The sequence below is a fragment of the Vreelandella titanicae genome (genome assembly GCF_014697095.1).
Classification (GTDB): domain Bacteria; phylum Pseudomonadota; class Gammaproteobacteria; order Pseudomonadales; family Halomonadaceae; genus Vreelandella; species Vreelandella titanicae.
On record NZ_CP059082.1, the window covers coordinates 4,338,860 to 4,364,876 of the forward strand.

Annotated in this window: 22 protein-coding genes; 12 read left to right on the plus strand and 10 right to left on the minus strand. The window is 53.4% G+C overall.

Annotated elements, in window-relative coordinates; all coding sequences use genetic code 11:
• Position 1: 1 nt before the first annotated feature.
• The 3 genes from HZS52_RS20080 (at position 2) to HZS52_RS20090 (ending at position 2,049) form a co-directional block, all read left to right on the plus strand.
• Positions 2–1,336 carry a metallophosphoesterase gene (locus HZS52_RS20080; protein WP_223827974.1) on the plus strand — a complete coding sequence of 445 codons (1,335 nt, stop codon included), beginning with the start codon at positions 2–4 and terminating at the stop codon, positions 1,334–1,336.
• Positions 1,333–1,614 (plus strand): amphi-Trp domain-containing protein, encoded by a 282-nt coding sequence (locus HZS52_RS20085; protein WP_161463505.1) that lies wholly within the window; start codon positions 1,333–1,335, stop codon positions 1,612–1,614. Before HZS52_RS20080 ends, HZS52_RS20085 begins: the two co-directional genes overlap by 4 nt.
• 117 nt (positions 1,615–1,731) lie before the next feature.
• Positions 1,732–2,049, plus strand: a complete 318-nt coding sequence (locus HZS52_RS20090) for a hypothetical protein (RefSeq protein ID WP_190373477.1) — start codon at positions 1,732–1,734, stop codon at positions 2,047–2,049.
• A gap of 46 nt (positions 2,050–2,095) precedes the next feature.
• Here the strand turns inward: HZS52_RS20090 and HZS52_RS20095 are convergent, their stop codons facing one another.
• Positions 2,096–2,350 (minus strand): putative hemolysin, encoded by a 255-nt coding sequence (locus HZS52_RS20095; RefSeq protein WP_022524073.1) that lies wholly within the window; start codon positions 2,348–2,350, stop codon positions 2,096–2,098.
• A gap of 258 nt (positions 2,351–2,608) precedes the next feature.
• On the opposite strand from HZS52_RS20095, the gene HZS52_RS20100 reads away from it, so the two are divergent.
• Together HZS52_RS20100 and HZS52_RS20105 are read left to right on the plus strand one after the other, a co-directional pair.
• Positions 2,609–3,097: a pyridoxamine 5'-phosphate oxidase family protein gene (locus HZS52_RS20100; protein WP_022524074.1), complete on the plus strand. Its 489-nt coding sequence runs from the start codon at positions 2,609–2,611 to the stop codon at positions 3,095–3,097.
• Positions 3,078–3,653, plus strand: a complete 576-nt coding sequence (locus HZS52_RS20105; protein ID WP_022524075.1) for a CAP domain-containing protein — start codon at positions 3,078–3,080, stop codon at positions 3,651–3,653. The genes HZS52_RS20100 and HZS52_RS20105 overlap by 20 nt, the downstream gene beginning before the upstream one ends.
• A 15-nt stretch (positions 3,654–3,668) precedes the next feature.
• On the opposite strand, the gene HZS52_RS20110 is transcribed toward HZS52_RS20105, so the two are convergent.
• Entirely contained in the window at positions 3,669–4,157 is a 489-nt protein-coding gene (locus HZS52_RS20110; protein WP_190373478.1) for a CreA family protein, read from the minus strand.
• Between the two features lie 235 nt (positions 4,158–4,392).
• Between HZS52_RS20110 and HZS52_RS20115 the strand changes: the two genes are divergently transcribed.
• On the plus strand, positions 4,393–4,575 hold the full coding sequence (locus HZS52_RS20115) for a hypothetical protein (RefSeq protein WP_190373479.1): 183 nt from the start codon (positions 4,393–4,395) through the stop codon (positions 4,573–4,575).
• An 18-nt stretch (positions 4,576–4,593) separates the two neighbouring features.
• Here the strand turns inward: HZS52_RS20115 and HZS52_RS20120 are convergent, their stop codons facing one another.
• Entirely contained in the window at positions 4,594–6,327 is a 1,734-nt protein-coding gene (locus HZS52_RS20120; RefSeq protein ID WP_190373480.1) for a PilZ domain-containing protein, read from the minus strand.
• A 221-nt stretch (positions 6,328–6,548) separates the two neighbouring features.
• Between HZS52_RS20120 and HZS52_RS20125 the strand changes: the two genes are divergently transcribed.
• Positions 6,549–9,125, plus strand: a complete 2,577-nt coding sequence (locus HZS52_RS20125) for a bifunctional diguanylate cyclase/phosphodiesterase (RefSeq protein ID WP_223827975.1) — start codon at positions 6,549–6,551, stop codon at positions 9,123–9,125.
• Positions 9,126–10,741: 1,616 nt separating this feature from the next.
• Here HZS52_RS20125 and HZS52_RS20130 read toward each other — a convergent pair.
• The 5 genes from HZS52_RS20130 to hutI all read right to left on the minus strand — a co-directional run bounded on the left by HZS52_RS20130 (position 10,742) and on the right by hutI (position 17,696).
• Positions 10,742–12,088 (minus strand): Na+/H+ antiporter family protein, encoded by a 1,347-nt coding sequence (locus HZS52_RS20130; protein ID WP_190373481.1) that lies wholly within the window; start codon positions 12,086–12,088, stop codon positions 10,742–10,744.
• Positions 12,089–12,180: 92 nt separating this feature from the next.
• Positions 12,181–13,716, minus strand: coding sequence for a histidine ammonia-lyase (gene hutH / locus HZS52_RS20135; RefSeq protein ID WP_190373482.1), 1,536 nt, complete (start codon positions 13,714–13,716; stop codon positions 12,181–12,183).
• A 65-nt stretch (positions 13,717–13,781) separates the two neighbouring features.
• Positions 13,782–15,461 carry a urocanate hydratase gene (gene hutU, locus HZS52_RS20140; RefSeq protein WP_190373483.1) on the minus strand — a complete coding sequence of 560 codons (1,680 nt, stop codon included), beginning with the start codon at positions 15,459–15,461 and terminating at the stop codon, positions 13,782–13,784.
• Between the two features lie 83 nt (positions 15,462–15,544).
• Positions 15,545–16,492, minus strand: coding sequence for a formimidoylglutamase (gene hutG, locus HZS52_RS20145; protein ID WP_190373484.1), 948 nt, complete (start codon positions 16,490–16,492; stop codon positions 15,545–15,547).
• Positions 16,482–17,696, minus strand: coding sequence for an imidazolonepropionase (hutI, locus tag HZS52_RS20150; RefSeq protein ID WP_190373485.1), 1,215 nt, complete (start codon positions 17,694–17,696; stop codon positions 16,482–16,484). The genes hutG and hutI overlap by 11 nt, the downstream gene beginning before the upstream one ends.
• A 314-nt stretch (positions 17,697–18,010) precedes the next feature.
• Between hutI and HZS52_RS20155 the strand changes: the two genes are divergently transcribed.
• On the plus strand, positions 18,011–19,333 hold the full coding sequence (locus tag HZS52_RS20155; protein ID WP_190373486.1) for a YjiH family protein: 1,323 nt from the start codon (positions 18,011–18,013) through the stop codon (positions 19,331–19,333).
• Positions 19,334–19,418: 85 nt separating this feature from the next.
• Here the strand turns inward: HZS52_RS20155 and hutC are convergent, their stop codons facing one another.
• Positions 19,419–20,132, minus strand: coding sequence for a histidine utilization repressor (hutC, locus tag HZS52_RS20160; protein WP_190373487.1), 714 nt, complete (start codon positions 20,130–20,132; stop codon positions 19,419–19,421).
• Between the two features lie 387 nt (positions 20,133–20,519).
• Positions 20,520–20,828, minus strand: a complete 309-nt coding sequence (locus tag HZS52_RS20165; protein WP_035539112.1) for an Arc family DNA-binding protein — start codon at positions 20,826–20,828, stop codon at positions 20,520–20,522.
• A 227-nt stretch (positions 20,829–21,055) separates the two neighbouring features.
• Here HZS52_RS20165 and HZS52_RS20170 point away from each other — a divergent pair, with 227 nt between their 5' ends.
• The 4 genes from HZS52_RS20170 to HZS52_RS20185 all read left to right on the plus strand — a co-directional run bounded on the left by HZS52_RS20170 (position 21,056) and on the right by HZS52_RS20185 (position 25,286).
• Entirely contained in the window at positions 21,056–21,517 is a 462-nt protein-coding gene (locus tag HZS52_RS20170) for a hypothetical protein (RefSeq protein WP_190373488.1), read from the plus strand.
• A gap of 153 nt (positions 21,518–21,670) precedes the next feature.
• Positions 21,671–22,852 carry an IS21 family transposase gene (istA, locus tag HZS52_RS20175; RefSeq protein WP_190372911.1) on the plus strand — a complete coding sequence of 394 codons (1,182 nt, stop codon included), beginning with the start codon at positions 21,671–21,673 and terminating at the stop codon, positions 22,850–22,852.
• Complete coding sequence (istB, locus tag HZS52_RS20180) at positions 22,849–23,655, plus strand: IS21-like element helper ATPase IstB (RefSeq protein ID WP_141224426.1); 807 nt, start codon at positions 22,849–22,851, stop codon at positions 23,653–23,655. The genes istA and istB overlap by 4 nt, the downstream gene beginning before the upstream one ends.
• Positions 23,656–24,581: 926 nt before the next feature.
• Positions 24,582–25,286 carry a hypothetical protein gene (locus HZS52_RS20185; RefSeq protein WP_190373489.1) on the plus strand — a complete coding sequence of 235 codons (705 nt, stop codon included), beginning with the start codon at positions 24,582–24,584 and terminating at the stop codon, positions 25,284–25,286.
• Positions 25,287–26,017: the final 731 nt, after the last annotated feature.

Genomic DNA, 26,017 nt, shown 5'->3' on the forward strand with positions numbered 1-26,017 from the left:
TATGACCGCGTTCAATGTTATTCCAAAGGTAAGCAAACAACCGTATCACAACGCCATCTTGACGCGCCTTCCGACAGAGTGGGCGCCCTGGCCCGATGACGCGACCTCGGTCAATCACGATGAGGCGCTAAGCACCTTTGTTAAGCGCTCGCGCAAAAAATGCTTCGCCTGGCCCAAAAAGCCAGTGGCATTCATCTCAGACCCCCATGCGGACGCCGAGGCATTTGAAGCCTCGCTAATTGCTGCAGGCGTCATCGAACGCGAAGGCTCCCACCTATGTGAATATGCACTGACGAAATTCGGTAAAAAAGCCGAAATCGTGGTGGGCGGAGACTGCCTGGACAAAGGCCCCAGCAATCTGATGATGCTGCGCAGCCTGGCCCATTTATACCGCCTCAAAGCAGATATCACTCTGCTGGCCGGTAACCATGATCTCCGCTTGCTGATGGGGCTGCTATCGTTGGAACGCGACACTGACGCCGGTAGCCAACATCTCTTTGTGCGCATGGGCAAGAAGGTCATACCGCTGTTTAAAGAGGTATTCGATCAATACCTGGCCGATACCCAGTGGGACAAAGGATTACCGTCCGAGCAGGCGTGCCGACAGGCGCTGTTTCCAGGCAACGACTGGTTCGAAAACTTCCCCTTCTATGCCGCCGGGTTTCTCACCCCCGAGGGTATAGAGCGTGAAATCAGCAAGATGACCACCAAGGCGCAGAGCTTCGAGGCGCACTGTGCAAAAAACGGCCTGTCGCTCACCCAAGTCTACGCCGCCGCGATGAAGTGTCGTTCGCTATTTCTTAACAAATCGGGGGAATTTAGCTGGTTTTTCCGCCGCATGCAGTTGGTTAAAAAGCGCGGTTCCTTCCTGTTTCTGCATGCCGGACTCGATGATCATATGGCCGAACTGCTGGCCAAGTACGGCGTAAAACATGCCAATCGGGCTTTCAAAAAAAACCTAATGCACCAAAACCTGTTCAGCTTTTATTATGGCTCTTTGGCCAATACCTTTAGAACCAAATACCGTAAAGCCGATCTTCCCCTTACGCCGCGCGGCGCCTACGTTGCCCGCCGAGCGGGCATTCAGGTGCTGGTTCACGGCCATATCAACCAACACTTTGGCCAGCGGGTCACGCTCAAAAACGGGCTTATCCATATCGAAGCCGATATCACCCTGGACGCTCACTCGCGTAAAAATGAGGGGCTCGATGGCTACGGTGTAGGGGTAACGTTAATCGACAAAAACCGTGGGGTGATCGGCCTTAGCTGCGATTACCCTCAGGCAAAAGTATTCAAGCCCGGCCGCAAAGGAAAACTGGTGGAGCCCGCTAAATGAAGTCAAAAACGAAATTCAGCCACGATTCCCTGCTGGATCGTCAGTCAACCCAAGAGTTACTGGTTACCCTGGCAAATGCGATCAATAAAGGCGAATTAGCCTTTCAGGAAAGTGAAGGAGAGCTGGTACTTTCCCCCCAGCAGTTACTGCAAGTCTCCCTGCGCGCCAGTGATGAAGGCGATAAACAGGAGGTGGAAGTAAAAATTAAATGGCGCACCAAAGAGAAAGAGCTTTCCGATACGCCTCCCAAAATTAAAACAAAAGCGGGTAAACGTTAAGAGCTGCCTCCCCGAGCCCTACCCACATGAATGTGGGTGTATGATGCCCATGTTCGTGCCAGAGCCCTTTAGGCTCACGAAAGAAAGCTATGGGAGAAAGACTATGGGAGCGTGGAAATGGACGTCACACATTTAGAGCACGTCGTTATCGCTTTGATCATTCAGCTCTCACTATTGCCCTTTGTTTCTGCTCGCGTGGCGGGTGTTATCCCGGTGGCAATACTGCTTGGCCGCGAGATCGCTCAGCACGAATACAGGCTAGGCATCCAACGAGGTTGGGCATGGGGCGAAACGCTACCGGTCGGTATGTTTGAGGGCGTCTGGCGTGGGTGGACGTTAGACTCAGTGCTTGATGTTCTGCTGCCAGCACTGGCGTGCGGGCTGCTAGCGCTTATGATTGGCTTTAAAAAAAGGCATACAGCCAAAAACAGCTAGGCCCTTGGCACCCAGTGGCTGGCCTGGGTGGCATCAAAGGTGCCAGCTAGTCATTATCGAGATGCTCGGTACGGTATAACTTCCACTCATTTTCAACCCGGCCATCAGGCAAGCGGCAATAGCGGCCAGTGCCTAGGCTGCTTTCGCGAATTTCATTCTCCCCACCGACACTTCTGCAGTATTCAGCCGCGTATTGGGTCATCTGGTTTTGAGAATTGGGGTCACCACCGCCCGTGGCACAGCCGCCGAGCATTAGTAGCACTGTCATTGGGCCGTAGCGGTATATAGATCCTGTAAGCATTGGAACCTCCCTCCCTGAGCATACAGTTCAGCGTCACTTTGATTCTGGTGAGTAACCGCGGACACATCAAGCAGGATGTTACTGGGCAAGAGATATGATGATTCCATAGAGCGTTTGCTGATATGGAAAATGGTAGCTAGGCTATAGCTAGTCATCTTCGATGTACAAGCATTGTCCATGGCTATTTTCAGTATTGAATTCATAAGGCCAGTATCTATTTTATAAGGCCAGGATCGTATTCATAAGGAGAGTGACGCTATGTCCAGCCCGGAACATAAGCAGAAGATCTGGAAGATGATCAAAGATATCAAAGTCGGCATGCTGGTGACGTTGGATCACGACACCCCGCGCGCCCGGCCAATGCACTTGGTGCAAGATGAGTACGACGGCACCCTGTGGTTCTTCACCCGCCGCAGTGCCGAAAAGGTATTTGAAACCAAAAGCGACCACGATGTGTGCCTGAGCTTTTCCGACCAGGAAGATGGCGTCTACGTTTCGCTATCGGGTAAAGCCAACCTGACAGATAACCGCGAACTGATCGAAAAATACTGGAACCCCTTCATCGCTGCTTGGTTCCCGGAAGGTAAAGATGACCCAGACGTCGCCCTGCTAGAAATTAAAGTGCAGATGGGGGAGCACTGGAAAGCCAAAGAGAGCAAAACATTCCAGCTCTACGAAATCGCCAAAGCCAACCTCAAAAAGGACGCCACGCCGAACCTTGGCGAGAATGAAAAGTTCGGTGGGTAACTTCCTTCCCAAGCGCCCCGCTGCCGGGGCGCTTTACGGCCTGACCGTTATCATGCTGCTCATGGGTTCATCCAGCTCATGGGCCACTGATCAGTCCCAGAGTGATAATGCTCCCCCACAGGGCGAATGCGAACTCAACGATCAGCAGCAGGCAATGCTGTCTCAAATCAACGAGGCGCGTAGCCAAGCGCGACAATGCGGTGACCAGCAGTTTGAGGCCGTAGGGCCGTTAGCATGGAGTTGCAAGCTGGAAGCAGCGGCCAAAAGCCACTCCCAGGACATGGCCGAGAATGACTACTTTAGCCATACCGGCCCGGAAGGCGCAGGTATTGAGCAGCGTGTGGGTAACCAGGATTACGTGTGGCAAGCCGTGGGTGAAAATATCGCCGCTGGCCACACCTCCGTTTCAGCCGTGGTGGAAGGCTGGCTAGACAGCCCCGGCCACTGCCGCAACATCATGAATGACGCCTTTACCGAGATGGGCATGGCAAAAGCCGAGGATTCGGAGGCGCGCTACTCAACCTACTGGACACAAACGCTAGGCAACCCACGCTAAGCGCACACGAGTCAATTATTGCCCGCCTCCTAACTCACCGTAGTGCACAGCCGTAATCGCATTTTTAGGCGAGCCATCGACCAGCTTGGTGCTATAGGTCAGGTACACAAAGGTCTGGGTTTCGGCGTCATGCATGCGCACAACGCGCATATTCTTGAAAAGCGCAGAGCGACGTTGGCTAAAAATCACCTCTTGCTCCTCTACTTCCGCAGGGTCGAAGACAATCTCCCCCGTCTGCCGACACGCCACGCTCGCCTCACTGGCCTCCTCAGCAAGCCCCACCGCACCGGAGATCCCGCCAATCTGTGAGTAAGAGAGATAACAGGAGATGCCCTGAACCTTCGGGTCATCGAAGCGCTCCACTTCAATGGTGTTGTTCGGGCCCAGCAGCTTGAACTCAGTACGCACGCTGCCAATATGGGCATCCTGAGCGAATAGCGTGGGAGGCAATAGCGCCAACACCATAATGAGCGACGTGAGGGCAACGCGTTTTGGGAAAAACATGGGGTATCTTCCTTGGCAATGGTCAGCCACGTGGGGGCAAGCGAAGTGCATCACTACTCTATCAGGGGGAGACACCGAACCAAATTTATGTCTTCAGATAACTTTTAAGAGCATCTATAAAATAGTACCAGAACGTCCTTGTAATGTTACAAAGATGAGTCAACATTAAATGGTTAGGATATAGGCCAAATGGTAAGACGCATATACACCTCTTAAAAGGAACCAGGAGGTTCGCATGAAAAAGTGGATAATGATGGCAGCCGCAAACTGGCTGCGTAAGCCAGAAAACCAACAGAAAGCCAAATCCGCCTGGAGTAAGTTTCGGGATCGTAATTCTGGAAAGCGGACACCTCAACACCACCAGGACACACCGCGTCATACAACAGAGCAGCGGCCTGACGATAACTCAGATCATTGACCTTAAAGCCTAGTATATCTAGCTTTTTAGCGCCTTCACCCCGTAATCCGAAGGGTTAACGATGCCCTCTAGCTTGCCGATCTGTGACAAGTCACCTTCGGTGATGACGCTATTGATGTTGGTATCTGGGAAACGTAGGTTTTTGACCACGTTAACTTGGCTCGGCATACCTTTGCCATTGATATCCATAACCCAGGCAAGAAAACCACCCGAAAACCTGGCCAGGCTGCCAATAGGGTACAGGCCATAAATTTGGATGTACTCAACCAGTACCGTTTTGTCGTAAACCGTGCCCGTTTCATGAATCCTGCGGTAGGCGTCAAGCGGCGGGCGTGGAGGCTCTCCGTTACGCGCATGGAGTAGCTTATTAATCGCCTTGATCACCGACACTAGTCGCACCAGGTCGGATAGCTGTTCGCCGCGATTCCCTGCTGGGTAGCCGGAGCCATCCAGGCGCTCATTGGCTTTCTCGATGACTTCGCGACAGGTGGGACTTGGTTCCCAGCCAAGCTCGCTAAGCTTTTCTTGCAGCGCTGTTACGTGGCCGCTAAGAATCGCTTTCTGGGCGGGTGTCATGTTTGCCTTGAGCGTCGGTAACTCCGCGCTGATCAGCATGGGCTTGCCTAAGGTATGCAGCAAGGCACCGAGTACCGCCTCCCGCACCCGAGGGTCATGCGGATCGCGGATCAACAGTATATCCGCAAGTTGCCCAGCGACTTGCACTGCGTGTCTTACCCAGTCTGACTCATCGCGAAGAAACGCGAGCGCATAGAGAAACGTCTTGCGATCCTGCTCCGCTAGATAGCGCAGGGTATCGACGCAATCGTAAAAAATTCCAATCGGGAACAGTTGCCGAGTGTTCATGTACATCAGCCCCACTTGCAGCTGATGCGCTACGTCCATCACGCCGCGCTCCATGGGCGACTGACGAGAACGCTTATCACGTTCCTGAGCTTCTCGTTGCTGAATTTTCTTCTCCTTCATACCTGGAATAAACAACGGTGAGTGGTAAAGCATTTTGTCGTTCGTTCCAGTACGGTAAGCGGCCTCTCGTTCTGACTCATTGACATAGTGAAACAAGGCTTCAGTCTGGGATGTCGACAGGTTGATGAACTGAATGCCAACGGCCGCGTAGCCCTGGTTACCAAAGGGACGTATATGGCGAATGATGCCTTCGGCAAAAAAACTATCGCCGTTGGGAAATTCCAGCATTACCCCAGGCACTTCCTTGTCTACACCTATCGCAATGCTGTCAGCTAGATCAATATCGACCATGCAACCACCAATAGACAAGTTTCGAAGCCTACCCGGCACATTGAGTTCATGCAGATAAACTTCGATGCCAACACGTGTCTGCATACCCAAAATGAACGGGATACGAACGGCGCCTCGGTTCTCCTTAACGAAAACGGATTCCGGTAGCTGGCACTCCAGTCGATACAGAGTACTGTCTGCCTTAAGCAGCTTGGCGGCCACATTGCTGAGGCTGTAGGTATCGCGCTCGTTATCGTGAGGACCTTTTAATGCCTCCAGATCAAAGCTCAGGCTACCGGTGGCTACGTAGCGTTCGATATCCGATCCAGCGTACTCCACCTCAAGCACCATACGTCCACTACCCAGATTCAATTCAATCACCTCTGCCTTCAAGGCGTAGGGCATGTCCTTGACATAAATGGATAGCTCGTGAGTGTGTTGGAGCAGTGAGCGAATCACGCTTGCCGATGGATTTTCGTATAGGGCTGGAGCAGCCATTTTAAGTGCCTCGGTAAATAATTCTTATCTTTTATTTGAAATATAGGTTTTGCTTCATTAATTCGGCGAATATATACACTTTCAGCAGCAAAGCTACAACTATGTTTGCAATGTTTTACATTTAATATTGTTTAATGCTAACAAGGCCCTACTATGATCAAATAGGTAATACATTTAATTCAGTTTTCTAGTGCACGAACAATTAAAATGGGGATGTTGCTTTGTATAACGACCACTCGATGATGGAAGCTCAGCAAGCAGTGCATGAACTGATTGCGCTACAAGCGCCTCTTGAGAAAACGTTGGATGCCATCACCGCCTGGATTGAAATAATGCTGCCGCCTAAGGCCATAGTGGCATTCATGCGCTTCAATCCTGGTCAACAGTCGCTAAGCCTCTACCCGAGTCAGCTCTTCTCTCATCGTTATCAACATCAACTTCAAGAAGTACCGATTGGCCCTGATGCAGCTTCTTTCGGATGTGCTGCCTACTGGCAGGAACAGGTAATTACCGAAGATATACGTACAGATTCTCGATGGCTAGCGTTTCGCGATGCAGCAGCGCAAGAAGGGTTGCGCGCCTGCTGGTCAAGCCCAGTGATGACGGCCAATGGCGAGTTGTTAGGGACTTTCGGCACTTACTACAGGCAGCCCTGCAGCCCCAGCGAAACGAATGAAAACTTTTTGCGTTTGGCAGCTTCACTTGTCGCGTTAGCCATCGTCCGTGATCGTGACTCACGTCAGCATCGAAGCTTGTCGGAATGGCACCGCTCGCTATTTGTGAACCACCCTGACGGTGTTTATGAGTTTGATTTAGACGGGCGATTCCAGCGCGGTAACGCTGCTTTGTCAAGAATTACCGGCTACCCGGCAGAAGCGCTAATCGGTCATCACTTTAATGAGTTTATTGAGTCTGATTATCAGGCGCTAACTCAGGCTAGTTTTGATATCGCTAAACGGGGCGGTAGTTGCCAATATGAGACCATGGGCAGACACCATGATGGATATGCCTATAATCTCGAAATCCTTAATTTCCCCGTGTCTGTTGATGGTGAAATCGTCGGCGTCTACGGTATTTGCAAAGATATTACGGCACATAAACAGGCAGAGGCTTCTCGGCGTTTGCTGGAACGAGGCATACAGGCGACCCCCAATGGGGTGCTCATGACGGATGCCAGCAAGCCTGATATGCCACTGATCTATGCCAACGATGCTTTCTATCGCCTCACTGGCTATAACCAAGAGGAAGCACTGGGCCGCAATTGCCGGTTCCTGCAGGGGCCAGATACGGATCGGGAAGTAGTGCTGGCCATTCGCCAAGCAATTGCTCAGCGGCAATCGGTTGAAACACCATTACTCAATTACCGTAAAGATGGCACGTCTTTCTGGAATTATCTGTCGCTCAGCCCAGTATTCGATGAAAAAGGCGTTTGCACCCATTACATTGGCATCCAGCAGGACATCACCCAGCATCGAGAACAGGAAGCGCAACTCGCGTACCAGGCGACTCATGACCTACTCACGGGGTTACCTAATCGTACGGCGCTGGATGAACGCCTGGAAGACGCCTTCAAGCACGCCCAACAGTCGCAAGGCATGGTAGTGGTGATGCATCTTGATTTGGATGACTTTAAGACGGTCAATGATGGACTGGGGCATCACATCGGTAACTTATTGCTGATCGCGGTGGCTGAGCGTCTTCAGCTTCTAATCGAGCCGAGCGATACCTTAGCCCGTCTAACCGGCGATGAGTTCGCTTTGGTGTTTGCCAACCTGGAAGGTCGTCCAGCAGGCAGCGTGTTTGCGGAGCGTGTTCTGGATGCATTCGTACTACCTTTCCAGATTGATGGTAAGTCGTTACACATCAGTGCCAGCATTGGCATTGCCTGCAACTGCGGTGTCGTTGAACATGCCCATGAGCTAATGCAGCGCGCTGGTTTGGCTGTGGGAGAGGCCAAGCAACAGGGTCGAAATACCTGGAATTGGTATCAGGGAGATGTGCAACGGATCACTGAAGAGGCCGTACTACTGCGCCATGACCTGCATACTGCACTGCATCAAGAGCAGTTCGAGCTGTATTATCAGCCCATCGTGGAGGCAGTCAACGGCCGTATACGAGGCCTGGAAGCACTGATCCGTTGGCATCACCCCTTGCAAGGAATGATCTCGCCAGGTGTATTCATTCCACTGGCTGAACGAACGGGCCAAATTATCCCACTAGGTCGCTGGGTGCTGCGTCGCGCCTGCCAAGATTTTGCAGCTATGCTTGCCGCAGATAAACGGGTGGTGCCGGTGGCCGTCAATATTTCATCACTTCAGTTTCGGCGTGATGGTTTTCTAGAGGAAGTCCAACTGGTGTTAGCTGAGACAGGCTTACCCCCGGAGTTTCTTGAACTTGAGGTGACCGAAAGCGTGTTGCTAGACGGTGCCGAGCAGGCCATTGAGTTGATCAATGAGCTTAAGTCGATGGGCATAAAGGTGGCTCTAGACGATTTCGGAACAGGCTTCTCAAGCCTAAGCTATTTGCGCGACCTGCCTATTCACAAAGTGAAGCTCGACAGAGCATTCATCAAAGACATAGCAACCAGCCGCAATAACGCCGCTATTGTGGAGGGAATTATCACCATGGCCCACCACATGGACTTGGTCGTGGTGGCAGAAGGCATTGAAGAGCGAGAGCAGCAGCAGGATTTAGTCCGTCGTAACTGCGATTTTCTGCAAGGTTTCCTATTCGCTAGGCCTATGCCAAGGGATGCCGTGGTAGCACTCCCAGATATATTGCCCGCTGCCAAAGATTAAGCCATGCCACATGCCACCTATCACACGCGTGATGCCGTTCCGGAGGATCTGACTACTTTGCTTCCAAATTACCCACATTAACATTACGTAGCGGTTACCTCGTAATAATGGGACCGCCCACCACATCTCCACTTCATTATATTTAATCAGTATTCATCATTTCCCTACGCCTGTACAACCCTAACATCTGAGACTTTAGACCACTCTGTGACGTCGCTCACTGGAACACCACTGCCCTGACAGGCCTTATCAAGAATTTATTTCTCCGCTATCTACCTATCGATGGCTTAGTTTTAGGTTCTTGCTCACCATATCACCCACGTAAAGCGCATAACCCCGCATGAATTCGCATGATTTTCATGCACCCATTTTTCACCAGCCAGCCCAGCAGTGGCGCGGTTTGGAGGCTGATGTGGGAGTGCATAAAAACCACTACATTTAGCGCGCGGGCGGGGTGACGAGTGCGTGGCGTGGGTCGCGGCCGGTGTGGGGGTGGATGGTTGGCAACATCGCCGCATGAAGGCCTGTAGGCGCTTGTTTAAGGCTGACTACCCTTCCGCCCTCCTTACTCCCGCCCAACATACCAACGCCCCGCACAAAGGCGGGGAGTTGACCATAAGCTGTTGAATGGCTGGGTTAGGCTTGTGCGCTATCCAGGTCGTCCAGGCTCGGTACATACTCCATTTGCAGCGGTGCCGAGGTTTGGCTTTGGTTCAGTGCTCTTGGGCGTCGTTCCGCCGCCATTCGCGGGTGCCTGCGAGCGCTCGCTGAACTCGCGTTCTTCGTTACCTCGCGCTACGGGTATGTGCACGAAGCTAAGTCGGTGGGTTTCGCAGCGCGTGGTAAGCCTACGGCGCACCCGCGGGAGCAGCGCGCAGCGGTGTCAGGGTTTGGCTGAAGTGCACTTGGGCGTCGTTCCGCCGCCTAATGCCTTGACCTAACCATTGCAAGCGCAGCCTCTCGGTTGATGGCAGGTATAGTTACGGCTAATGCATGAGTTACCGCATGCTTTTCCTTTGGAGCAGGTGCGACAGCATCCCCCCTCAGCAAATAAAAGCTCTTCGGGTATCGTATCAAACACTAGGTCACACTCGGTTTCTTCACCGCTCACGATCAGTTCGGCTTGGGTTACCCATTCACCAGACATGTCGGGCGTTTGTTCAGCGCTCGCCACACTGGAGAAACATAGCGCTAGCATCAACATCATTGCTTTGATAAGCACGGGCTTTCCCTTTAATTATTATTCGTGGCTGCAGTATGGGGGTGGGAGCAATATCTACATAGCTATTACGCATCAAAGCAGGCAAATACTTGCCCAACGCACATCATCACTAGATGTTAAGGAGAAAAAGTCAGGAGAATAATTCGCGGATAGCCCGTTGGCGCACCCTCGGAGGAGTCTAAAAAATCACATAACAACATGATTTTAAATAATTTAATTTAAGTAAAATAAAACGAAATATACCAACTCATATCTCAGCTTCATCATTTGCAACCCATCTACCTGCCTAACACGCCAACGCCCCGCACAAAGGCGGGGCGTTGGTCATACAAGGGCAAATGGTTAGGCAGCATTGTCGCCGCAATCGTAATACGGGCAGAGCCCTTCAACTGATTTAAAGCACCATGGCCGCAACCCAGCCGAACACAATCAACGGAATGTTGTAGTGCAGGAAGGTAGGCACCACGCTATCCCAGATATGATCATGCTGCCCATCGGCGTTAAGGCCTGCGGTGGGGCCTAGAGTGGAATCTGAAGCGGGTGAGCCAGCGTCGCCCAGGGCGGCGGCCGTGCCTACCAATGCCACTGTCGCCATGGGTGAAAAGCCAAAGCTCAATGCCAAAGGCACATAGAGCGAAGCAATAATGGGAATGGTCGAAAACGAAGAGCCAATGCCCATGGTGATAAAAAGACCGACCAGCAGCATAATCAATGCGGCCAGCCCTTTATTGTCACCGATAAGGTCGGCAGAGCTCGCCACTAGCCCTTCCACCTCGCCACTGGCCTGCATCACACTGGCAAAACCAGCCGCTGAAATCATGATAAAGCCGACCAGGGCCATCATGCGCATCCCCTCGGTAAAGATACCGTCCTGCTCATGCCAGCGGAAAACGCCACTCATGGAGAGCAAGGCAAACCCAAAGATGCCGCCAAGTACCATCGAGCCCGTCATCAGTTGCACGGTAACCGTACCTACCAGGGAAATAACCAGCATGGCCTTTTGCCATCCGGCTAGAGAAAGCGCGGCCTCTTGGGGCGATTTATCACCATGGGCCAGCTCACGATCTTGGTAGTCACGCCCCTTGCGATAGCTCCAAAACACCGCCACCGCTAACCCTAATGCCATTCCTCCAATGGGAATCGCCATCGCCAGTGGCACCATTTGACGGGTCACTTCCAACCCCAGCGCCGCGCCGCTTTCGTTGAGGTTCGCGAGCAGTATGTCATTCAGGAATATCGCCCCAAAACCTACGGGCAATAACATATAGGGCGCCGTGATACCGAAGGTAATCACACAAGCCACCAGTCGCCGGTCAAGCTTCAGATGGTTCATCAGCTTTAGCAGCGGCGGCACCAGTACTGGAATAAAAGCGATATGGACAGGAATCAAGTTCTGCGAGCTGACTGCCGCGGCTAACAGCGCTGCAAGCAGCGTATAGGTAACCGTGCGGCGGCTCCCCCCGGACTCGTCTAACTGGAAACGCCTAATGGCTCGGCTGGCCAGCAGCTCGGTGATACCAGAACGGGATAAAGCAACGGCAAACGCCCCTAACACTGCATAAGAGAGCGCGATGGTGGCGCCATTACCCAGCCCCTCATTAAAGGCGTCCAGGATCTCGCCAATAGGCATGCCCGCATACAACCCACCGACCAGCGTGGCAACGATAAGCGCAAACACAACCGAAACGCGCGCAAGACTCAAGCCGACCATCACCAGGATAGCCAGAACGATAGCATTCATGAAAAGCCTACTTTGTTGTTAGATGGTAAATAGTGCGTTCCCTATGGCCTTGGGTCGTCACAACCTAGCGCCATAGGGAAGCATAAAACGCCTTAAACCTGGCTTGGCAGCGTATGCGGATGCGCCAGTGGGGTTAGTGTACGCTCACGTATCAGTTCGCTAGCGGCTTCGATATCGGGCGCGAAGAAGCGATCCTGCTTGTAGTGGCTAACGCGCGCACGTAGCAGTTGCCTGGCTTGCTCTAGCGGCTGGGTAGTGGTCAAGCCCTGGCGCATGTCCAACCCTTGGCACGCCCCCAGCCATTCGATGGCTAAAATGCCGCACACATTCTCCGCCATTTCCCACAACCGCTTACCGGCAGCAGGCGCCATTGAGACATGGTCTTCCTGGTTAGCCGAGGTAGGCAGGCTGTCGACACTATGGGGGTGCGCCAAGGCTTTATTTTCACTCGCCAGCGCCGCAGCGGTAACCTGGGCGATCATAAATCCAGAATTGACCCCGCCGTTCTCGACCAGGAATGGCGGTAGCTGCGACATGTGCTTGTCCATCATCAAAGAGACACGACGCTCGGCAAGAGAACCGATCTCGGCGATAGCTAACGCCAGGTTGTCAGCGGCCATGGCCACCGGTTCAGCGTGAAAATTACCGCCGGAGATAATGTCATCCTGCTCGGCAAATACCAGCGGGTTATCAGAAACCGCGTTGATTTCCGCCGCGAGCACCTCGGCTGTCTGACGGATCTGGGTTAATACAGCACCCATCACCTGTGGCTGGCAGCGCAACGAGTAGGGATCCTGGACTTTATCGCAGTTGGCATGGGAGTCGCCGACGGCACTCTTTTCACCGAGTAGATGGCGATAAGCGGCGGCCACGTCAATTTGGCCGCGCTGGCCACGCACTTCATGAATCCGAGCGTCAAAGGGTGAACGTGACCCCAAAGTGGCTTCTACGGTTAGTGAACCGCATACCGTCGCCGCCGCAAACAGGTCTTCGGCGTCGAATAGCCCCCGCAGGGCATAGGCGGTCGATACCTGCGTGCCATTAAGCAGCGCCAGGCCCTCTTTGGGTGCCAGCGTGATTGGCGCCAGGCCAGCGATTTCTAATGCTTTTTCGGCGGAAATCCACTCACCTTTGTAGCGGGCTTTGCCCTCGCCTAGCAGCACAACGCTCATATGTGCCAGGGGTGCCAAATCACCGGAAGCGCCCACCGAACCTTTAAGCGGAATATGCGGGTAAACCTCGGCATTGATCAGTGCCACCAGGGCATCCAATACCTCACGGCGGATGCCGGAGAAGCCTCTCGCCAGGCTGTTGACCTTAAGCACCATAATCAAACGCACCAGAGCGTCGTCTATCGCCCTTCCCACGCCAGTAGCATGAGAGAGCACCAGGGAACTCTGTAACGATTCAAGGTCTTCGTTGGCAATGCGGGTCTGGGCCAATAAGCCGAATCCCGTATTAATGCCATAGACCGTACGGTTTTCACTGACGACCCGGTTAACGCAATCGACGCTTCGCTGGATATCCGCATTGGCGCTTTCCGGTAATGTGACAGGCACATGCGCTTCGTGGATCTGACGGGCTTGGGCAAGGGTCATTTTGCCGGGCTGAATTTCTAGATGTTTCATTTATTCGCCTTTAGAGACAGGAAGGTGGTCATCCCACCTTCTCAACTGTTGTATTTGTGCGGGCTTTACTGATTAAGCATCGGCAAATCAAGACCGTTTTCACTGGCGCACTGTTTAGCAATGTCATAACCAGCATCGGCATGGCGCATCACGCCAGTGCCCGGGTCGTTGCGCAGCACACGGCCTAAGCGGGCGTGGGCATCATCGCTGCCGTCACACACGATCACCACGCCAGAATGCTGGGAGTAGCCCATGCCAACCCCACCGCCATGATGTAACGACACCCATGTGGCACCGCCTGCGGTGTTTAGCAGCGCGTTGAGTAACGGCCAGTCGGAAACGGCGTCAGAACCATCCATCATCGCCTCGGTTTCGCGGTTGGGGCTGGCAACGGAACCCGAATCGAGATGGTCGCGGCCAATAACGATCGGTGCTTTTAGCTCGCCGTTCTTCACCATTTCGTTGAAGGCTTGCCCCAGGCGGGCACGGTCTTTAAGCCCCACCCAGCAAATGCGTGCTGGCAGCCCTTGGAAGCTAATCCGCTCGCGCGCCATGTCGAGCCAGTTGTGCAAGTGCGGGTCATCGGGAATGAGTTCTTTGACCTTCTGGTCGGTCTTATAAATGTCCTCAGGATCCCCGGAGAGCGCCACCCAGCGGAAGGGGCCGATGCCCTGGCAAAAGAGAGGACGAATATAGGCAGGCACAAAACCCGGAAAATCAAAGGCGTTAGCAACCCCTTCTTCCATTGCCATCTGCCGAATGTTATTGCCGTAATCAAACGTGGGCACGCCCATTTTCTGGAAGTCGAGCATCGCTTGCACATGCACCGCCATCGATTGCTTGGCCGCCTTCACGGTGGCTTCAGGCTCAGACTTGCCCCGCGCCACGTACTCTTCCCATGTCCAGCCGGAAGGCAGGTAGCCATGCAATGGGTCGTGGGCACTAGTCTGATCCGTGACCATATCTGGTTTGATACCGCGTTTAATCAGTTCCGGCAGCACATCGGCGGCGTTACCACACAGGCCGATAGAGATAGCCTTACCTTCGGTGGTATAGCGCTCAATACGCGCCAGGGCGTCATCAAGGTTGTCAGCCTGTTCATCCAGGTAGCGGGTACGCAAGCGGAAGTCGAGGCTCGCCTGCCGACACTCAATATTCAGTGAACAGGCACCGGCCAACGTAGCCGCCAGCGGCTGAGCGCCGCCCATACCACCCAGCCCGGCGGTCAGAATCCAACGCCCCTTAAGCTCACCGTCATAGTGCTGGCGGCCCGCCTCAACAAAGGTTTCGTAGGTGCCTTGCACAATGCCCTGGGAGCCGATATAGATCCAAGAACCCGCCGTCATCTGGCCGTACATCATCAAGCCTTTGCGATCCAGTTCGTTGAAGTGCTCCCAGTTAGCCCAGGCGGGTACCAAGTTGGAGTTAGCGATCAATACCCGGGGCGCATCCTTATGGGTTTCAAAAACGCCGACGGGTTTACCAGACTGCACTAGTAGCGTCTGGGTATCTTCCAAGCGCTGTAACGTTTCGACGATTTTGTCGTAGCACGCCCAGTCACGGGCAGCGCGGCCGATACCGCCGTACACCACTAAATCCTCGGGGCTTTCGGCTACATCCGGATGAAGGTTGTTCATCAGCATGCGAAGCGGCGCTTCGGTCAGCCAGCTTTTGCAGCTGAGCTCGGTGCCGGTCGGCGCAATGATCTTACGTGAAGCATCGTGACGTTTATCGTTGGTTGGCATGGCGTCATTCCTTGTGTTTCTGTTCGTTATTCGTTGGTCTAGAGCGGTGCCCTGGTCAGTCATTCAGGGTTAACTTTCTAAATTCAGTTATCTAAGGTCAGCAAATGCACAAGACGAGCCGCCGCTCTGGCGGTACGGCTGTCGATATCCAGGCTGGGGTTGAGCTCTGCCAAGTCCGCCAGGCGAAGCTTGCCGCTGTCACGCACTGCTTCAATCAGCGGCTCAATCAAGGCAAGCGAAACACCGCGTGCGGCAGGCGCACTGACGCCAGGGGCTTCGGCAGCAGGGAGCACATCCAGGTCAATGGTTAGGTAAAGGTGGTCGCATTTGGCGATGAAGCGCTGCATGTCTCTAACGATAGAATCAAGGCGTAGCGCATCGATCTCGCGATCTTCCCGAACCAGTGTTCCGAGCGCGGCGGCGCGGGTAAATAAGGCGCGCGTATTAGCAGCGCGGCTTACCCCCAGGCAGGCATAGCGAAACGACCAATCCCACTCTTGGCACTTATCGGCAATCTGGGCGAAGGGGGTGCCTGAGGAGCGAATATGCGCTGGATCGCGCAAATCAAAGTGCGCGTCCAGGTTTATGATGCCAATCCGCGGTGGCGCCGTTTTTGGCATAAAAAACTGCGCCAGACCCAGCCAGCTGGCATAGGCCACTTCATGCCCGCCACCCAGCACAATGGGCAGATGGCCAGCGGTTAATAATGACGTCAGCCGATCAGCAAGCGTCTGTTGCGCTGCCTCTAACCCATCATCAACACAGCGCACATTGCCAGCATCGTAAGCAGGCGCTGTGCGATGCCAAGCCAACGGCGCCAGCGCACGGCGTAACGCATTAGGGCCTTCAGCAGCGCCGGTGCGGCCCTGATTGCGCGCAACACCTGCATCACTTTCGAAGCCCAGCAGTGCACACCCCGGCACGGCGTTATTGGCTAACGGCTCAATACGCTGGTGCCAACGGTCACTATCGGGTTCAGGATCAGTGCGCCCCTGCCAGAGCGACATATCAATGGGCGTATCAGCGGCCATGGGTCAACTCCCCCTGATAGACGCGCTGCCGTAGGCGGCCTGGCTGCACCGCGTATGCCAGCTCAGCGGGTGTCTCAATATCCCAGATACACAAATCAGCCACCGCGCCTTCGTGAAGCTGCCCCTGCCCTTTCAGCCCTAGCGCGGCAGCTCCATTGGCGGTCATCCCCGCCAACGCTTCCTGGGGCGTCATGCGGAACAGCGTACAAGCCAGGTTGAGCATTAACGTGGGCATAAATATCGGCGAGCTGCCTGGGTTAGCGTCGGTAGCCACAGCCATCGGCACACCCGCTTCGCGCAGCCCCGCAATGGGCGGCTGCTGCGTTTCACGCAGGGTGTGGAAAGCACCGGGGAGAATGACGGCCACGCTGCCTGCTTCGCGCATGGCAGCAATACCGGCGTCATCGAGATACTCAATGTGGTCAGCTGACAATGCGCCGTGGCGGGCTGCCATCGCGGCCCCCCCCAAGTTTGAGAGCTGCTCGGCATGCGCTTTGATGGGTAAACCATGAGCCTGGGCGGCTTTGAAAACCCGCTCACACTGCGCTACTGAAAAGGCGATTTTTTCACAAAAGACATCGACGGCATCGGCCAGCCCCTCGGCCGCTACGGCAGGAATCATTTCATTGCAGACCAGCTCGATATAGCCGTCGCTATCGTTCTGATACTCCGGCGGCAAGGCATGGGCACCTAACAGTGTCGTCAACACGCGCACTGGCAACTCTTCACCTAGACGCCGGGCCACCCGCAGCATTTTCAGTTCATTAGCCACGTCTAACCCGTAGCCCGACTTGATCTCGACCGTAGTGACGCCTTCCTCAACCAGCGCTTTAAGACGTGGCAAAGCGGCATTGAAGAGCGTTTGTTCACTCGCTTCCCGCGTCGCCAAAACGGTACTCAGAATGCCCCCGCCACGGCGGGCAATGTCTTCATAGCTTGCGCCTTCCAAACGCGCCTCGAACTCGTCCGCGCGGGCGCCGCCAAAAACCAAGTGCGTATGGCAATCCACCAGACCGGGCGTCATCACGCCGCCCCGCCCCATATCATGGCAACCATCCGCCTGTGACTCATCGAAGCCATCCATGGGCGTCATGGTGACAACACGCTCACCTTGAGTAATGACGGCCATGGGCTCCGGCAACGTTTTCAGACCATCGAAGACACTGATATCGCGCCAAATGTAGCGACGTTTGTTATTAGCCATGGAGGTCTCCTTGGAGCAAACATAATGTATATACAATTAAGCCCACCCTCTAATCCTTCGTCAAGCAGTGAAACAACAAAACAGGCGTCCATAAAAACCTAACAAAAACTCAAAAAATAAAATAAAACATTTATTTAACAATTGGTTAATTGAATAAAAAGAAGCGGATCAGAAGTACATGGCGACTACCAAATTAGACTAATGTCTATTTTTAAAGCGCTATACGTAAATGCCACATAGGGGTAGCTTATTGTATATACATGACAAGAAACCAAGGTCATAGCGATGACAACCAAACAACGAGAGGCGCCCCCATGCACCCCGTAGACCCGCCCACTAAGCAGCGAACCAACGCTGCCACCATCTTTAAACTGTTTGTGCCTAGCGCTCTGGGCATCCTGATCTTCTTTGTTCCCATCGAAATAGCGGGGCGGAGCACTATCCTGCTCGATCATATGGTCACCGGACTGCGCTCGTTGATGGGCGAATACAGCGGCATTTATGCGTTAGTAATGATCGTCGCGGGCGCTGCCTACCCTCTGTACAAAGGCTATTGGCGGCGAACAGTAACCGAAAGCATTTTTACCGTGCTGAAAATCATTGGCGTCGTTGTTGCCGTCATGGCGTTAACGGGTTGGGGTCCTGCGTTTCTGCACGAACCGGACATGTTGCCCTTCCTGTTCGAGAAACTGGTGATTCCGGTAGGTTTGATTGTGCCAATCGGCGCTATTTTCCTGGCACTGTTGATCAGCTATGGGTTGCTGGAATTGATTGGCGTACTGGTTCAGCCGGTCATGCGGCCCATTTGGCGAACCCCTGGGCGCTCGGCAATCGATGCCGTGGCTTCGTTTGTAGGTAGTTACTCGATCGGGCTATTGATTACCAACCGGGTTTATCAAGCGGGGCAGTATTCCGCCCGGGAAGCCGCCATCATTGCCACTGGTTTTTCCACGGTGTCGGCAACGTTCATGATCATCGTGGCCCGTACGCTGGACCTGATGAGCATTTGGAATTTGTACTTCTGGCTCACCCTGGTGATTACGTTCATCGTCACGGCTATCACGGTGCGGCTGCCGCCTCTGGCAAACATGGATGACCATAAGCGTGACGGAGAACCGGAGGCCATCGCGGGGAAACGCTTGAGCACTGCCTGGCAAGCAGGCACGGAGATTGCCGCCAACGCGCCCAGCCTTCATCGCAGCGTAGCGCTCAACTTTAAAGAAGGGTTGATAATGGCCATCAGCATCCTACCCTCGATCATGTCGGTAGGGCTGCTCGGGCTTCTCATCGCCAAATACACGCCTTTATTTGAATGGTTGGGATGGTTGTTTTACCCCTTTGTCGCCATTTGGGGGCTGGATGACGCTGCGGCGCTAGCGCAGGCATCTGCTTCCGGGTTGGCAGAAATGTTCTTACCGGCGCTACTGATGGCCGAGGCCGAATTCGTCGCCCGTTTCGCTGCTGGCGTGGTGTCAGTCTCCGCCGTGCTGTTCTTTTCTGCTTCCATACCCTGCATTCTTTCGACCAGCATTCCGCTTTCAGTAGGCCGCATGCTAATCGTATGGTTTATTCGCGTTGCCTTGAGCTTGCTACTTGCGGTGCCCTCAGGCTACCTGGTGCAGTCACTGACCAGTTGAATCCCAGTCCAGTTGAATACCCCCATTAACGAGATGCCACGAGGTCGAACAAATCGGCCTCGCTGGACTCTTGCTTAACTTCAATTTAAGCGCTTTTTCTTTGCAGGGAGGAGCGTAATTTATAGCGGTCTCCAGGATGGATCAGGCGGGCATAACTTATCAAATGCTCTTCCGACCAGGTACGCCGCACCATGCTCAAGCAAGGCGTCTGGGTATCGATACTTAGCCATTTGGCGGTTTGCTCATCCACGAGCACCGCTTCAACAATGTGTTCCATATCCGTCATGGGACAAGCGGCGACCAGCACCTCGTTAGGCGTATGGCGTGAAAAATCGGTATCAAGATAATCCGGCACCCAGCGTGGGTTAACGTAGCGGTTCTCAAGCTGAATCGGAATGTCATTCTCATAGTGCACCAAGAGGGTATGAAACACCCGGCTCCCAAGCCTCACGCCTAACCGCAGTGCAACTTCATCGTCTGCTTCAATCGCCTCTTGGGTGATGACTTTATTGCTGTACCGATGCCCACGCGAAAGCACTTCTTCGGCAATGTTGTATACCTCCACCAAGGAGGACTCTACCTTACGGTCGGTAACGAAGGTTCCGACACCGGGTTGACGTACCAGGTACCCTTGCTGCACTAAATCTCTAATGGCTTTATTGGCCGTCATCCGGCTTACGCCAAAGTCCTTCGCCAGCCGCTCTTCCGTAGGTATCTGATGATTCAGTTGCCAATCACCGCACTGAATCTTATCCAACAGATGTTGACGGATCTGCTGGTAGAGAGGAGGACTAGTCATGAATCTCCTTTTCGATTAAGACCGTTTGTCTATACAGACATCTTACTAGCCTTGGTTAACAAAGCACACTGCCGCCAGGTCAACGCCATTGACCAATCATGTGTGTAGCACAAACGCCACCCACGGCTGCTTGTGCTGCATCACAATGAAGCTGGTTCACTTCACTTCGCTAACCTGTACGTGTTCTCGCGGTCTGGAGGAGATCGTTGATAGCTTCGAGTCATTCATTTATTTTGAATGGGGAAAAAGCACATTATCTAGCGCGTCTGAACCTTTTCAGCTTTTACGCCAAATAATAAAAAGCGACCTGAACAAAGCTCAGATCGCTATCTCCATCATTTAGCATGAATAACCAAAACCTTTGGACATGTGGAGCTTGTACCAACCTCACTCACCTTTTTGCTGGCTTGCCTCCAGGTGGCGCAACTCCCGATCAAGCTGACTCATTGCAGCCTCTAGCTGACGCTTCACCTCGCTGAGGTTTCTATAATCGCTGTTCGGCATGGTTTCCTTCTCCTCATACCCCACCCTTTCGAGTGCTTTTTCTCGACCATCTAGCTCAACCGTGCGGAGCAGCCTAGCGACTATCTCAGCATTCATGGATCGATGGTTAGTGTCGGCAGCCTCTTTCAACCAGTCCCGTAACTCGGGCGGCATACGGAGTTTGTACTGTGTGTGGGTATCGTGAGTTGTCATTTCTTAATGATGAACCAGACCGGTTCTTTACAGCAATGGCACCCATCGGGTACCATTAGGGACCCATTGGGTTCCTTTGGCAAATCCAGTAGGTTACACAATTCAAAAGACAGCTTGAGACAGAGCTAAAACCATGGTTTTAGAGCAAAGCTCAGAACATGTGCTTCGCCTGAAATGGCTAGTGAGTCAGGTGGAACGAGAAATGAAGCAGCTTAAGGAAAAAAGCTATGCATAATGCCAGCTATATTCATGACCTAGAGAATATGTGTGAGTTAATTCAAAACGGAATGTCTACCGACGAAGAGGCGGTATACCTAGCCCTAACCATTTCACATATAGCTATTAGCTTTGCCCCAATGGACAATAAATCCACCACAGAAAAAGAAGTAGAAGAAAAAATCAAGAATATTGATCAAGCAATGACGCTGATTTCCAAAGCTTACAACGTGCTGGGTAATTATCCAGAATTACAGTTGCAACTAGGAAAGCTAAACAGCCTTTTCAAGGTCTTATTAATACAACAGCTAAGTTGTGGCATAAAAATTAACGGCTTAACGCGTAAGGCTAAGCACAGCAGACATACTACTAACCTACCACTCGGAGGCCACATACAAGACAACACCGTAAAACTGGAAAATACCACGGAGTCGATTTGCCACATCACTGGCGACTTGAAACCTAAGGAATAATTTTCCGTACTACCTCCCTGGGTCATATGGGGTTGTCGTTGCTATTGGCCGTGTCGACGCCGGTGCTATAAGTCCGTAAATCATCAAAATAGATTGTCCCCCCGACCCGCATGACCTTTCCTTGTTGGTGACCAAACCACAAGAGATCGCGCCATGCTAAGCCGAGAGGACTTTCTCATGATAAAGCAACTTCACCAGCGAGGCGCCCATCTCGTGGACATTGCGCACCAGATTGGCTGTTGTGAACGCACCGTGCGGCGCCATCTAGCCCGTGAGGAGGCGCACACCGGGCGGCCGACCAAGCTGCGAGCAAGCAAGCTGGATCCCTTCAAACCCGTCATCGATCAGTTGCTGGCCGATAATGTCTGGAACGCCGAAGTGATCTTCCAACTGATCCGTGAACAGGGCTACACCGGTGGCAGCACCATGGTGCGACGCTATATCCAGCCCAAGCGGTCGTTGCGGCCCAGCAAGCAGACCGTCCGCTTCGAGACCCCGCCTGGTTTCCAGCTCCAACATGACTGGGGCGAGACCGAGACCGTTGTGGCTAGTCAGCGCTGCAAGGTCAATTTTGCGGTTAATACCTTGGGCTACTCACGGCGGTTCCATGCCTGGGCGGCCCCTAGCCAAGATGCCGAGCATACCTACGAGGCGCTGGTACAGGCCTTCCGTTATTTTGGCGGCGTACCGCGCACCGTACTGGTCGATAATCAGAAGGCTGCTGTGCTCAAGCATGACCGGGACCACCGCGTGATCTTCAACGCTGGCTTCCTGCAACTGGCCAACCATTACAGCTTCGCGCCCAAGGCGTGCCGCCCGCAACGCCCGCGCACCAAGGGCAAGACCGAGCGCATGGTGGGCTACGTAAAGCAGCACTTCTTCCAGCGCTATCGGGCGTTCGAGAGCTACGCCCACTTGAACCAGCTGCTCCAGCTGTGGCTGGAGCGCGTGGCCGATCAGCGGCCACTGCGGCAGTTCCGGCAAATCCCGCTGGAGCGCTTTATGGCTGAAGCGACGGCCCTTCAGGGGCTACCGGCCACCGACTTCGATACCCGCTACCATGACCTTCGCCAGGTCGGCTGGGACGGCTACATCGAAGTCCGTGGCAACCGCTACAGCGTGCCCGACGGCTATTGCGGCCAGGCGGTGGTGATCCGGCTCAGCCTGGACGATGAGCTAACGGTGTACACCGCCGCCGGTGACACCATCGCCTATCACCGCCTACAGGCCCCGCAAGCAGGTTGGCACACCGTGCCGGAACATCATGCTGCCCTGTGGCAGCAGACGCTCTCCGTGCAGCAGCGTGACCTGAGCGTCTACGAGGAGGTGCTGTGATGGCCCTGGAACAGCTACTTGATCGCCTGAAGATGGAGCACCTTCAGGCGTCGCTCGACAGCCTCTGTGAGCACGCCAGTAAGCAAGACCTGAACTACCGCGAGTTCTTGGAACAGGCCCTGTTGCAGGAATGGGGCGGGCGTCATCAGAAGGGCCTGGAGTCCCGTCTGAAGCAGGCCCGACTGCCGTGGATCAAGACCCTGGAGCAGTTCGACTTTAGCTTCCAGCCCAGCATCGACCACAAGATCGTGCGTGAGCTGGCTGGCCTGGGCTTTGTCGAGCGTAGTGAAAATGTCGTGCTGCTCGGGCCGCCTGGCGTCGGGAAGACGCACCTCGCCGTGGCGTTGGCGGTGAAGGCGGCAGAAGCCGGCCACCGGGTGTTGTTCATGACGTTAGACCGGCTGGTCAGCACGCTGATGCGTGCCCGACAGGAAAACCGCCTGGATCGACAGCTCCAGCAACTGACGTACCCGAAGGTGCTGGTACTGGACGAGATGGGCTACCTGCCGATGACGCGCGAAGAAGCCAGTCTGTTCTTCCGCTTGATCAACCGGCGTTACGAGCGGGCCAGTACGATCCTCACCTCGAACAAATCGTTCATGGACTGGGGCGAGATCTTTGGCGACCAGGTCATTGCCACGGCTATCTTGGATCGGCTACTGCATCACTCGACCACCCTGAACATCAAAGGCGAGAGCTATCGACTGAAGGACAAACGACGTGCTGGCTTAGTGACGACACCGACGACGAAGGAGGACACCACCTCAAACGAACCTGACGCTGTTCCGATAAAAGAGCACTGATAAAAACGGGACAATCTAGAGTGATGAAATGCGGACATCCTTCATTGACGTTGACAGCCGAAGGAGGTCGGTGAAAAAAGGTAAGCTCCAGCCCCTCTTTCAAGCTCAAGCTCTGGCATGCAGCTAGCCGCAACTCCACAGGCCAACATCCATTCAAGCAATAGATCCCCTGCCCTGATTCAATGAACCGGTCAACATCACACCTAAAGCTGGTAAATCCCCGCCGACCGAGAACTACCGTATCAAATGCATCGGCAAAGGCTTGCCTGATCTTGGTACTGGGAGCATGAATCCTCATCGCTTTCAGCTTGCGAAAGCAACTCAAGAATATAAGCGAAGAAAGTTATTACCTGAAAGCACACACTTACCCATACCACAAAATCATTGATTAGTGTGGTGTCGTCACAGGCCAGCTATCAGGGATAAATCCGCATAGTTATCGGGTCTCCGGTGTAACCCGGGGAGACTAAAGAGAGTGATATGGTGTTCTTGGAAGGATCAAGACCTAACCATCAATCCATTGATTAATATAGCTTCAATAAAGTATAAAAAATCTTCGCATACCTTATCGCATACCATTTATCAGTTGGCTGGATGTATTTTTCTCGATTTTCCACGATGGTGACTAGGTTTAAGGGGGCATCAACCGGGGGCGCTCTGATCTCCGGTTCATCCTTTTCTGAATAGCCTTTTGAACCTGAGTATTTCTGAGCAAGCGAATGGCGTTAATTTCTGCGGCATTACCACGAGCAGAGTAAGCAGCTCTCTAGTATGCCTTGGTGGCATTCAGGTCAATCAAATGCTCATCAACGAATCGAGACTGCCAAAGGGGCTGTCGAGTTGACGCCTCGGTAGTCTTCATATCAGCTCTTTGCTGAGAACACATTGAAAGAATGAGACGGTCTTAATTTTAAGAGGGCATCTGAATGGGCGGCAGCATCATCGGAAGTTTAATAATGGCAGTACCTATACTAGGTGTAGCTGTGGCGTTTATCTCGCATTGGCGCGGACATAAGCTGAGTCGAAGCGCGATCAAGATGAATGTAATGGTGAGGATCGTAGACTTCGGAGCTGACTATCGCTCTCAGGCTGCGCTTGAGGAAGGGCTTCAAAGGACGCTGAAGCGGCTTTTCCACCTCTATTCTGGACAAAGCGTCAATGGCGCTCTGGTGTGGGCGGTACTAAGTCATCACCCAAGAGCTGATGCCCTTGACTTGTTGGCGCTAGCGCATGATGAAGTCGGGATAGATAAGACGTCAGGCAAGATCCGGCACAAGCGACCAAGATGGAAGCTCGACAGCACCGAGGCGGTGCTTTTCATTATCTATATAGCTTTGTCCTTAGGCTGGTATCTGATGATAGGGCCGGGCCTACGCTGGCTATATGGAAGCCCTGACAGCATGGCCACTTCCGACAAAATTTGGGCGACTATTGCCGTGGTCTTATCAAGCTGCTTTGTCATCCTCTATGCTAGGTACTGCTTTAGGTATGTTGCGAAAGTGCGAGCGGTGAGGGAGCTTACACAAACTAAGCGAATGAAGGCCTCAAGGTCTCTCCGGATGAGGTGCCTTGACGTGCAGCGCAAGGTGAAAGCGCTGCTGGCCCAAATGAGGAAGCTGCTTCCTAGCTAAGGCCACCATTAGACCATGCTGTCAACGCCAATGAAGGTTGTCTGCACCTCCTTTACGGACTTATAGCACCGGCGTCGACACTGGCGCTTCTCTCACCCATCGCAGGCACACCCTCTTGGCTGACGACAAGTATAGTTGCGGTTAATGCAAGAGTTACCGCAAGCTTTACCCTTTCGACAAACACGACAACAGCCGCCTTGGACTATAGTCAGCTCATCAGGGATCGCGTCAAACGATAAGGTGCACTCTGCTTCCTCATTGCCAACTTGAAGGTCTGCTTGTCCAATCCAGCCGCCATAGCTATCTAGTGGCTGTTCAGCACTCAAGGCTCCAGAGAAGCATAGCGCCAGCACTAATATGATTACTCGCACGGTCATGACTATTCCCTTTAGTTATTATGTGCCAGCGCAGTATAGACGGGAATGCTCGCAGCACGTCTCTAGATTGTTAGCAGCCAGGCCTCATAACCATGCAACAATAATGGCATCAGCAACGGGCGCAAAATTGCTCAGATGGTAAAAATCATCATGCGAGAGCAAGCTTTTACTCGCGACTGTCTATTTTGACCGAGAATAGTGGGAACGGCGGGAACAGGCTGGATATTCAAGCAAATAGCGCTGGCGCTAGCTCCAAGCCGAGATTCCAGCTTTAAGTGCCAGCGCTATACTAATTTAGAAGCAGATTTTCCTTGCAGCCTTAGGATTAAGGTGAAAGTAAAGGCCGTTACTACT

Excerpts from the sequence above, each read along its gene's own strand:
- HZS52_RS20080 (WP_223827974.1), top strand. The coding sequence starts at position 2 with ATGACCGCGTTCAATGTTATTCCAAAGGTAAGCAAACAACCGTATCAC.
- HZS52_RS20085 (WP_161463505.1), top strand. The coding sequence starts at position 1,333 with ATGAAGTCAAAAACGAAATTCAGCCACGATTCCCTGCTGGATCGTCAG.
- HZS52_RS20090 (WP_190373477.1), top strand. The coding sequence starts at position 1,732 with ATGGACGTCACACATTTAGAGCACGTCGTTATCGCTTTGATCATTCAG.
- HZS52_RS20095 (WP_022524073.1), bottom strand. The coding sequence starts at position 2,350 with ATGCTTACAGGATCTATATACCGCTACGGCCCAATGACAGTGCTACTA.
- HZS52_RS20100 (WP_022524074.1), top strand. The coding sequence starts at position 2,609 with ATGTCCAGCCCGGAACATAAGCAGAAGATCTGGAAGATGATCAAAGAT.
- HZS52_RS20105 (WP_022524075.1), top strand. The coding sequence starts at position 3,078 with ATGAAAAGTTCGGTGGGTAACTTCCTTCCCAAGCGCCCCGCTGCCGGG.
- HZS52_RS20110 (WP_190373478.1), bottom strand. The coding sequence starts at position 4,157 with ATGTTTTTCCCAAAACGCGTTGCCCTCACGTCGCTCATTATGGTGTTG.
- HZS52_RS20115 (WP_190373479.1), top strand. The coding sequence starts at position 4,393 with ATGAAAAAGTGGATAATGATGGCAGCCGCAAACTGGCTGCGTAAGCCA.
- HZS52_RS20120 (WP_190373480.1), bottom strand. The coding sequence starts at position 6,327 with ATGGCTGCTCCAGCCCTATACGAAAATCCATCGGCAAGCGTGATTCGC.
- HZS52_RS20130 (WP_190373481.1), bottom strand. The coding sequence starts at position 12,088 with ATGAATGCTATCGTTCTGGCTATCCTGGTGATGGTCGGCTTGAGTCTT.
- hutH (WP_190373482.1), bottom strand. The coding sequence starts at position 13,716 with ATGAAACATCTAGAAATTCAGCCCGGCAAAATGACCCTTGCCCAAGCC.
- hutU (WP_190373483.1), bottom strand. The coding sequence starts at position 15,461 with ATGCCAACCAACGATAAACGTCACGATGCTTCACGTAAGATCATTGCG.
- hutG (WP_190373484.1), bottom strand. The coding sequence starts at position 16,492 with ATGGCCGCTGATACGCCCATTGATATGTCGCTCTGGCAGGGGCGCACT.
- hutI (WP_190373485.1), bottom strand. The coding sequence starts at position 17,696 with ATGGCTAATAACAAACGTCGCTACATTTGGCGCGATATCAGTGTCTTC.
- HZS52_RS20155 (WP_190373486.1), top strand. The coding sequence starts at position 18,011 with ATGCACCCCGTAGACCCGCCCACTAAGCAGCGAACCAACGCTGCCACC.
- hutC (WP_190373487.1), bottom strand. The coding sequence starts at position 20,132 with ATGACTAGTCCTCCTCTCTACCAGCAGATCCGTCAACATCTGTTGGAT.
- HZS52_RS20165 (WP_035539112.1), bottom strand. The coding sequence starts at position 20,828 with ATGACAACTCACGATACCCACACACAGTACAAACTCCGTATGCCGCCC.
- HZS52_RS20170 (WP_190373488.1), top strand. The coding sequence starts at position 21,056 with ATGCATAATGCCAGCTATATTCATGACCTAGAGAATATGTGTGAGTTA.
- istA (WP_190372911.1), top strand. The coding sequence starts at position 21,671 with ATGCTAAGCCGAGAGGACTTTCTCATGATAAAGCAACTTCACCAGCGA.
- HZS52_RS20185 (WP_190373489.1), top strand. The coding sequence starts at position 24,582 with ATGGGCGGCAGCATCATCGGAAGTTTAATAATGGCAGTACCTATACTA.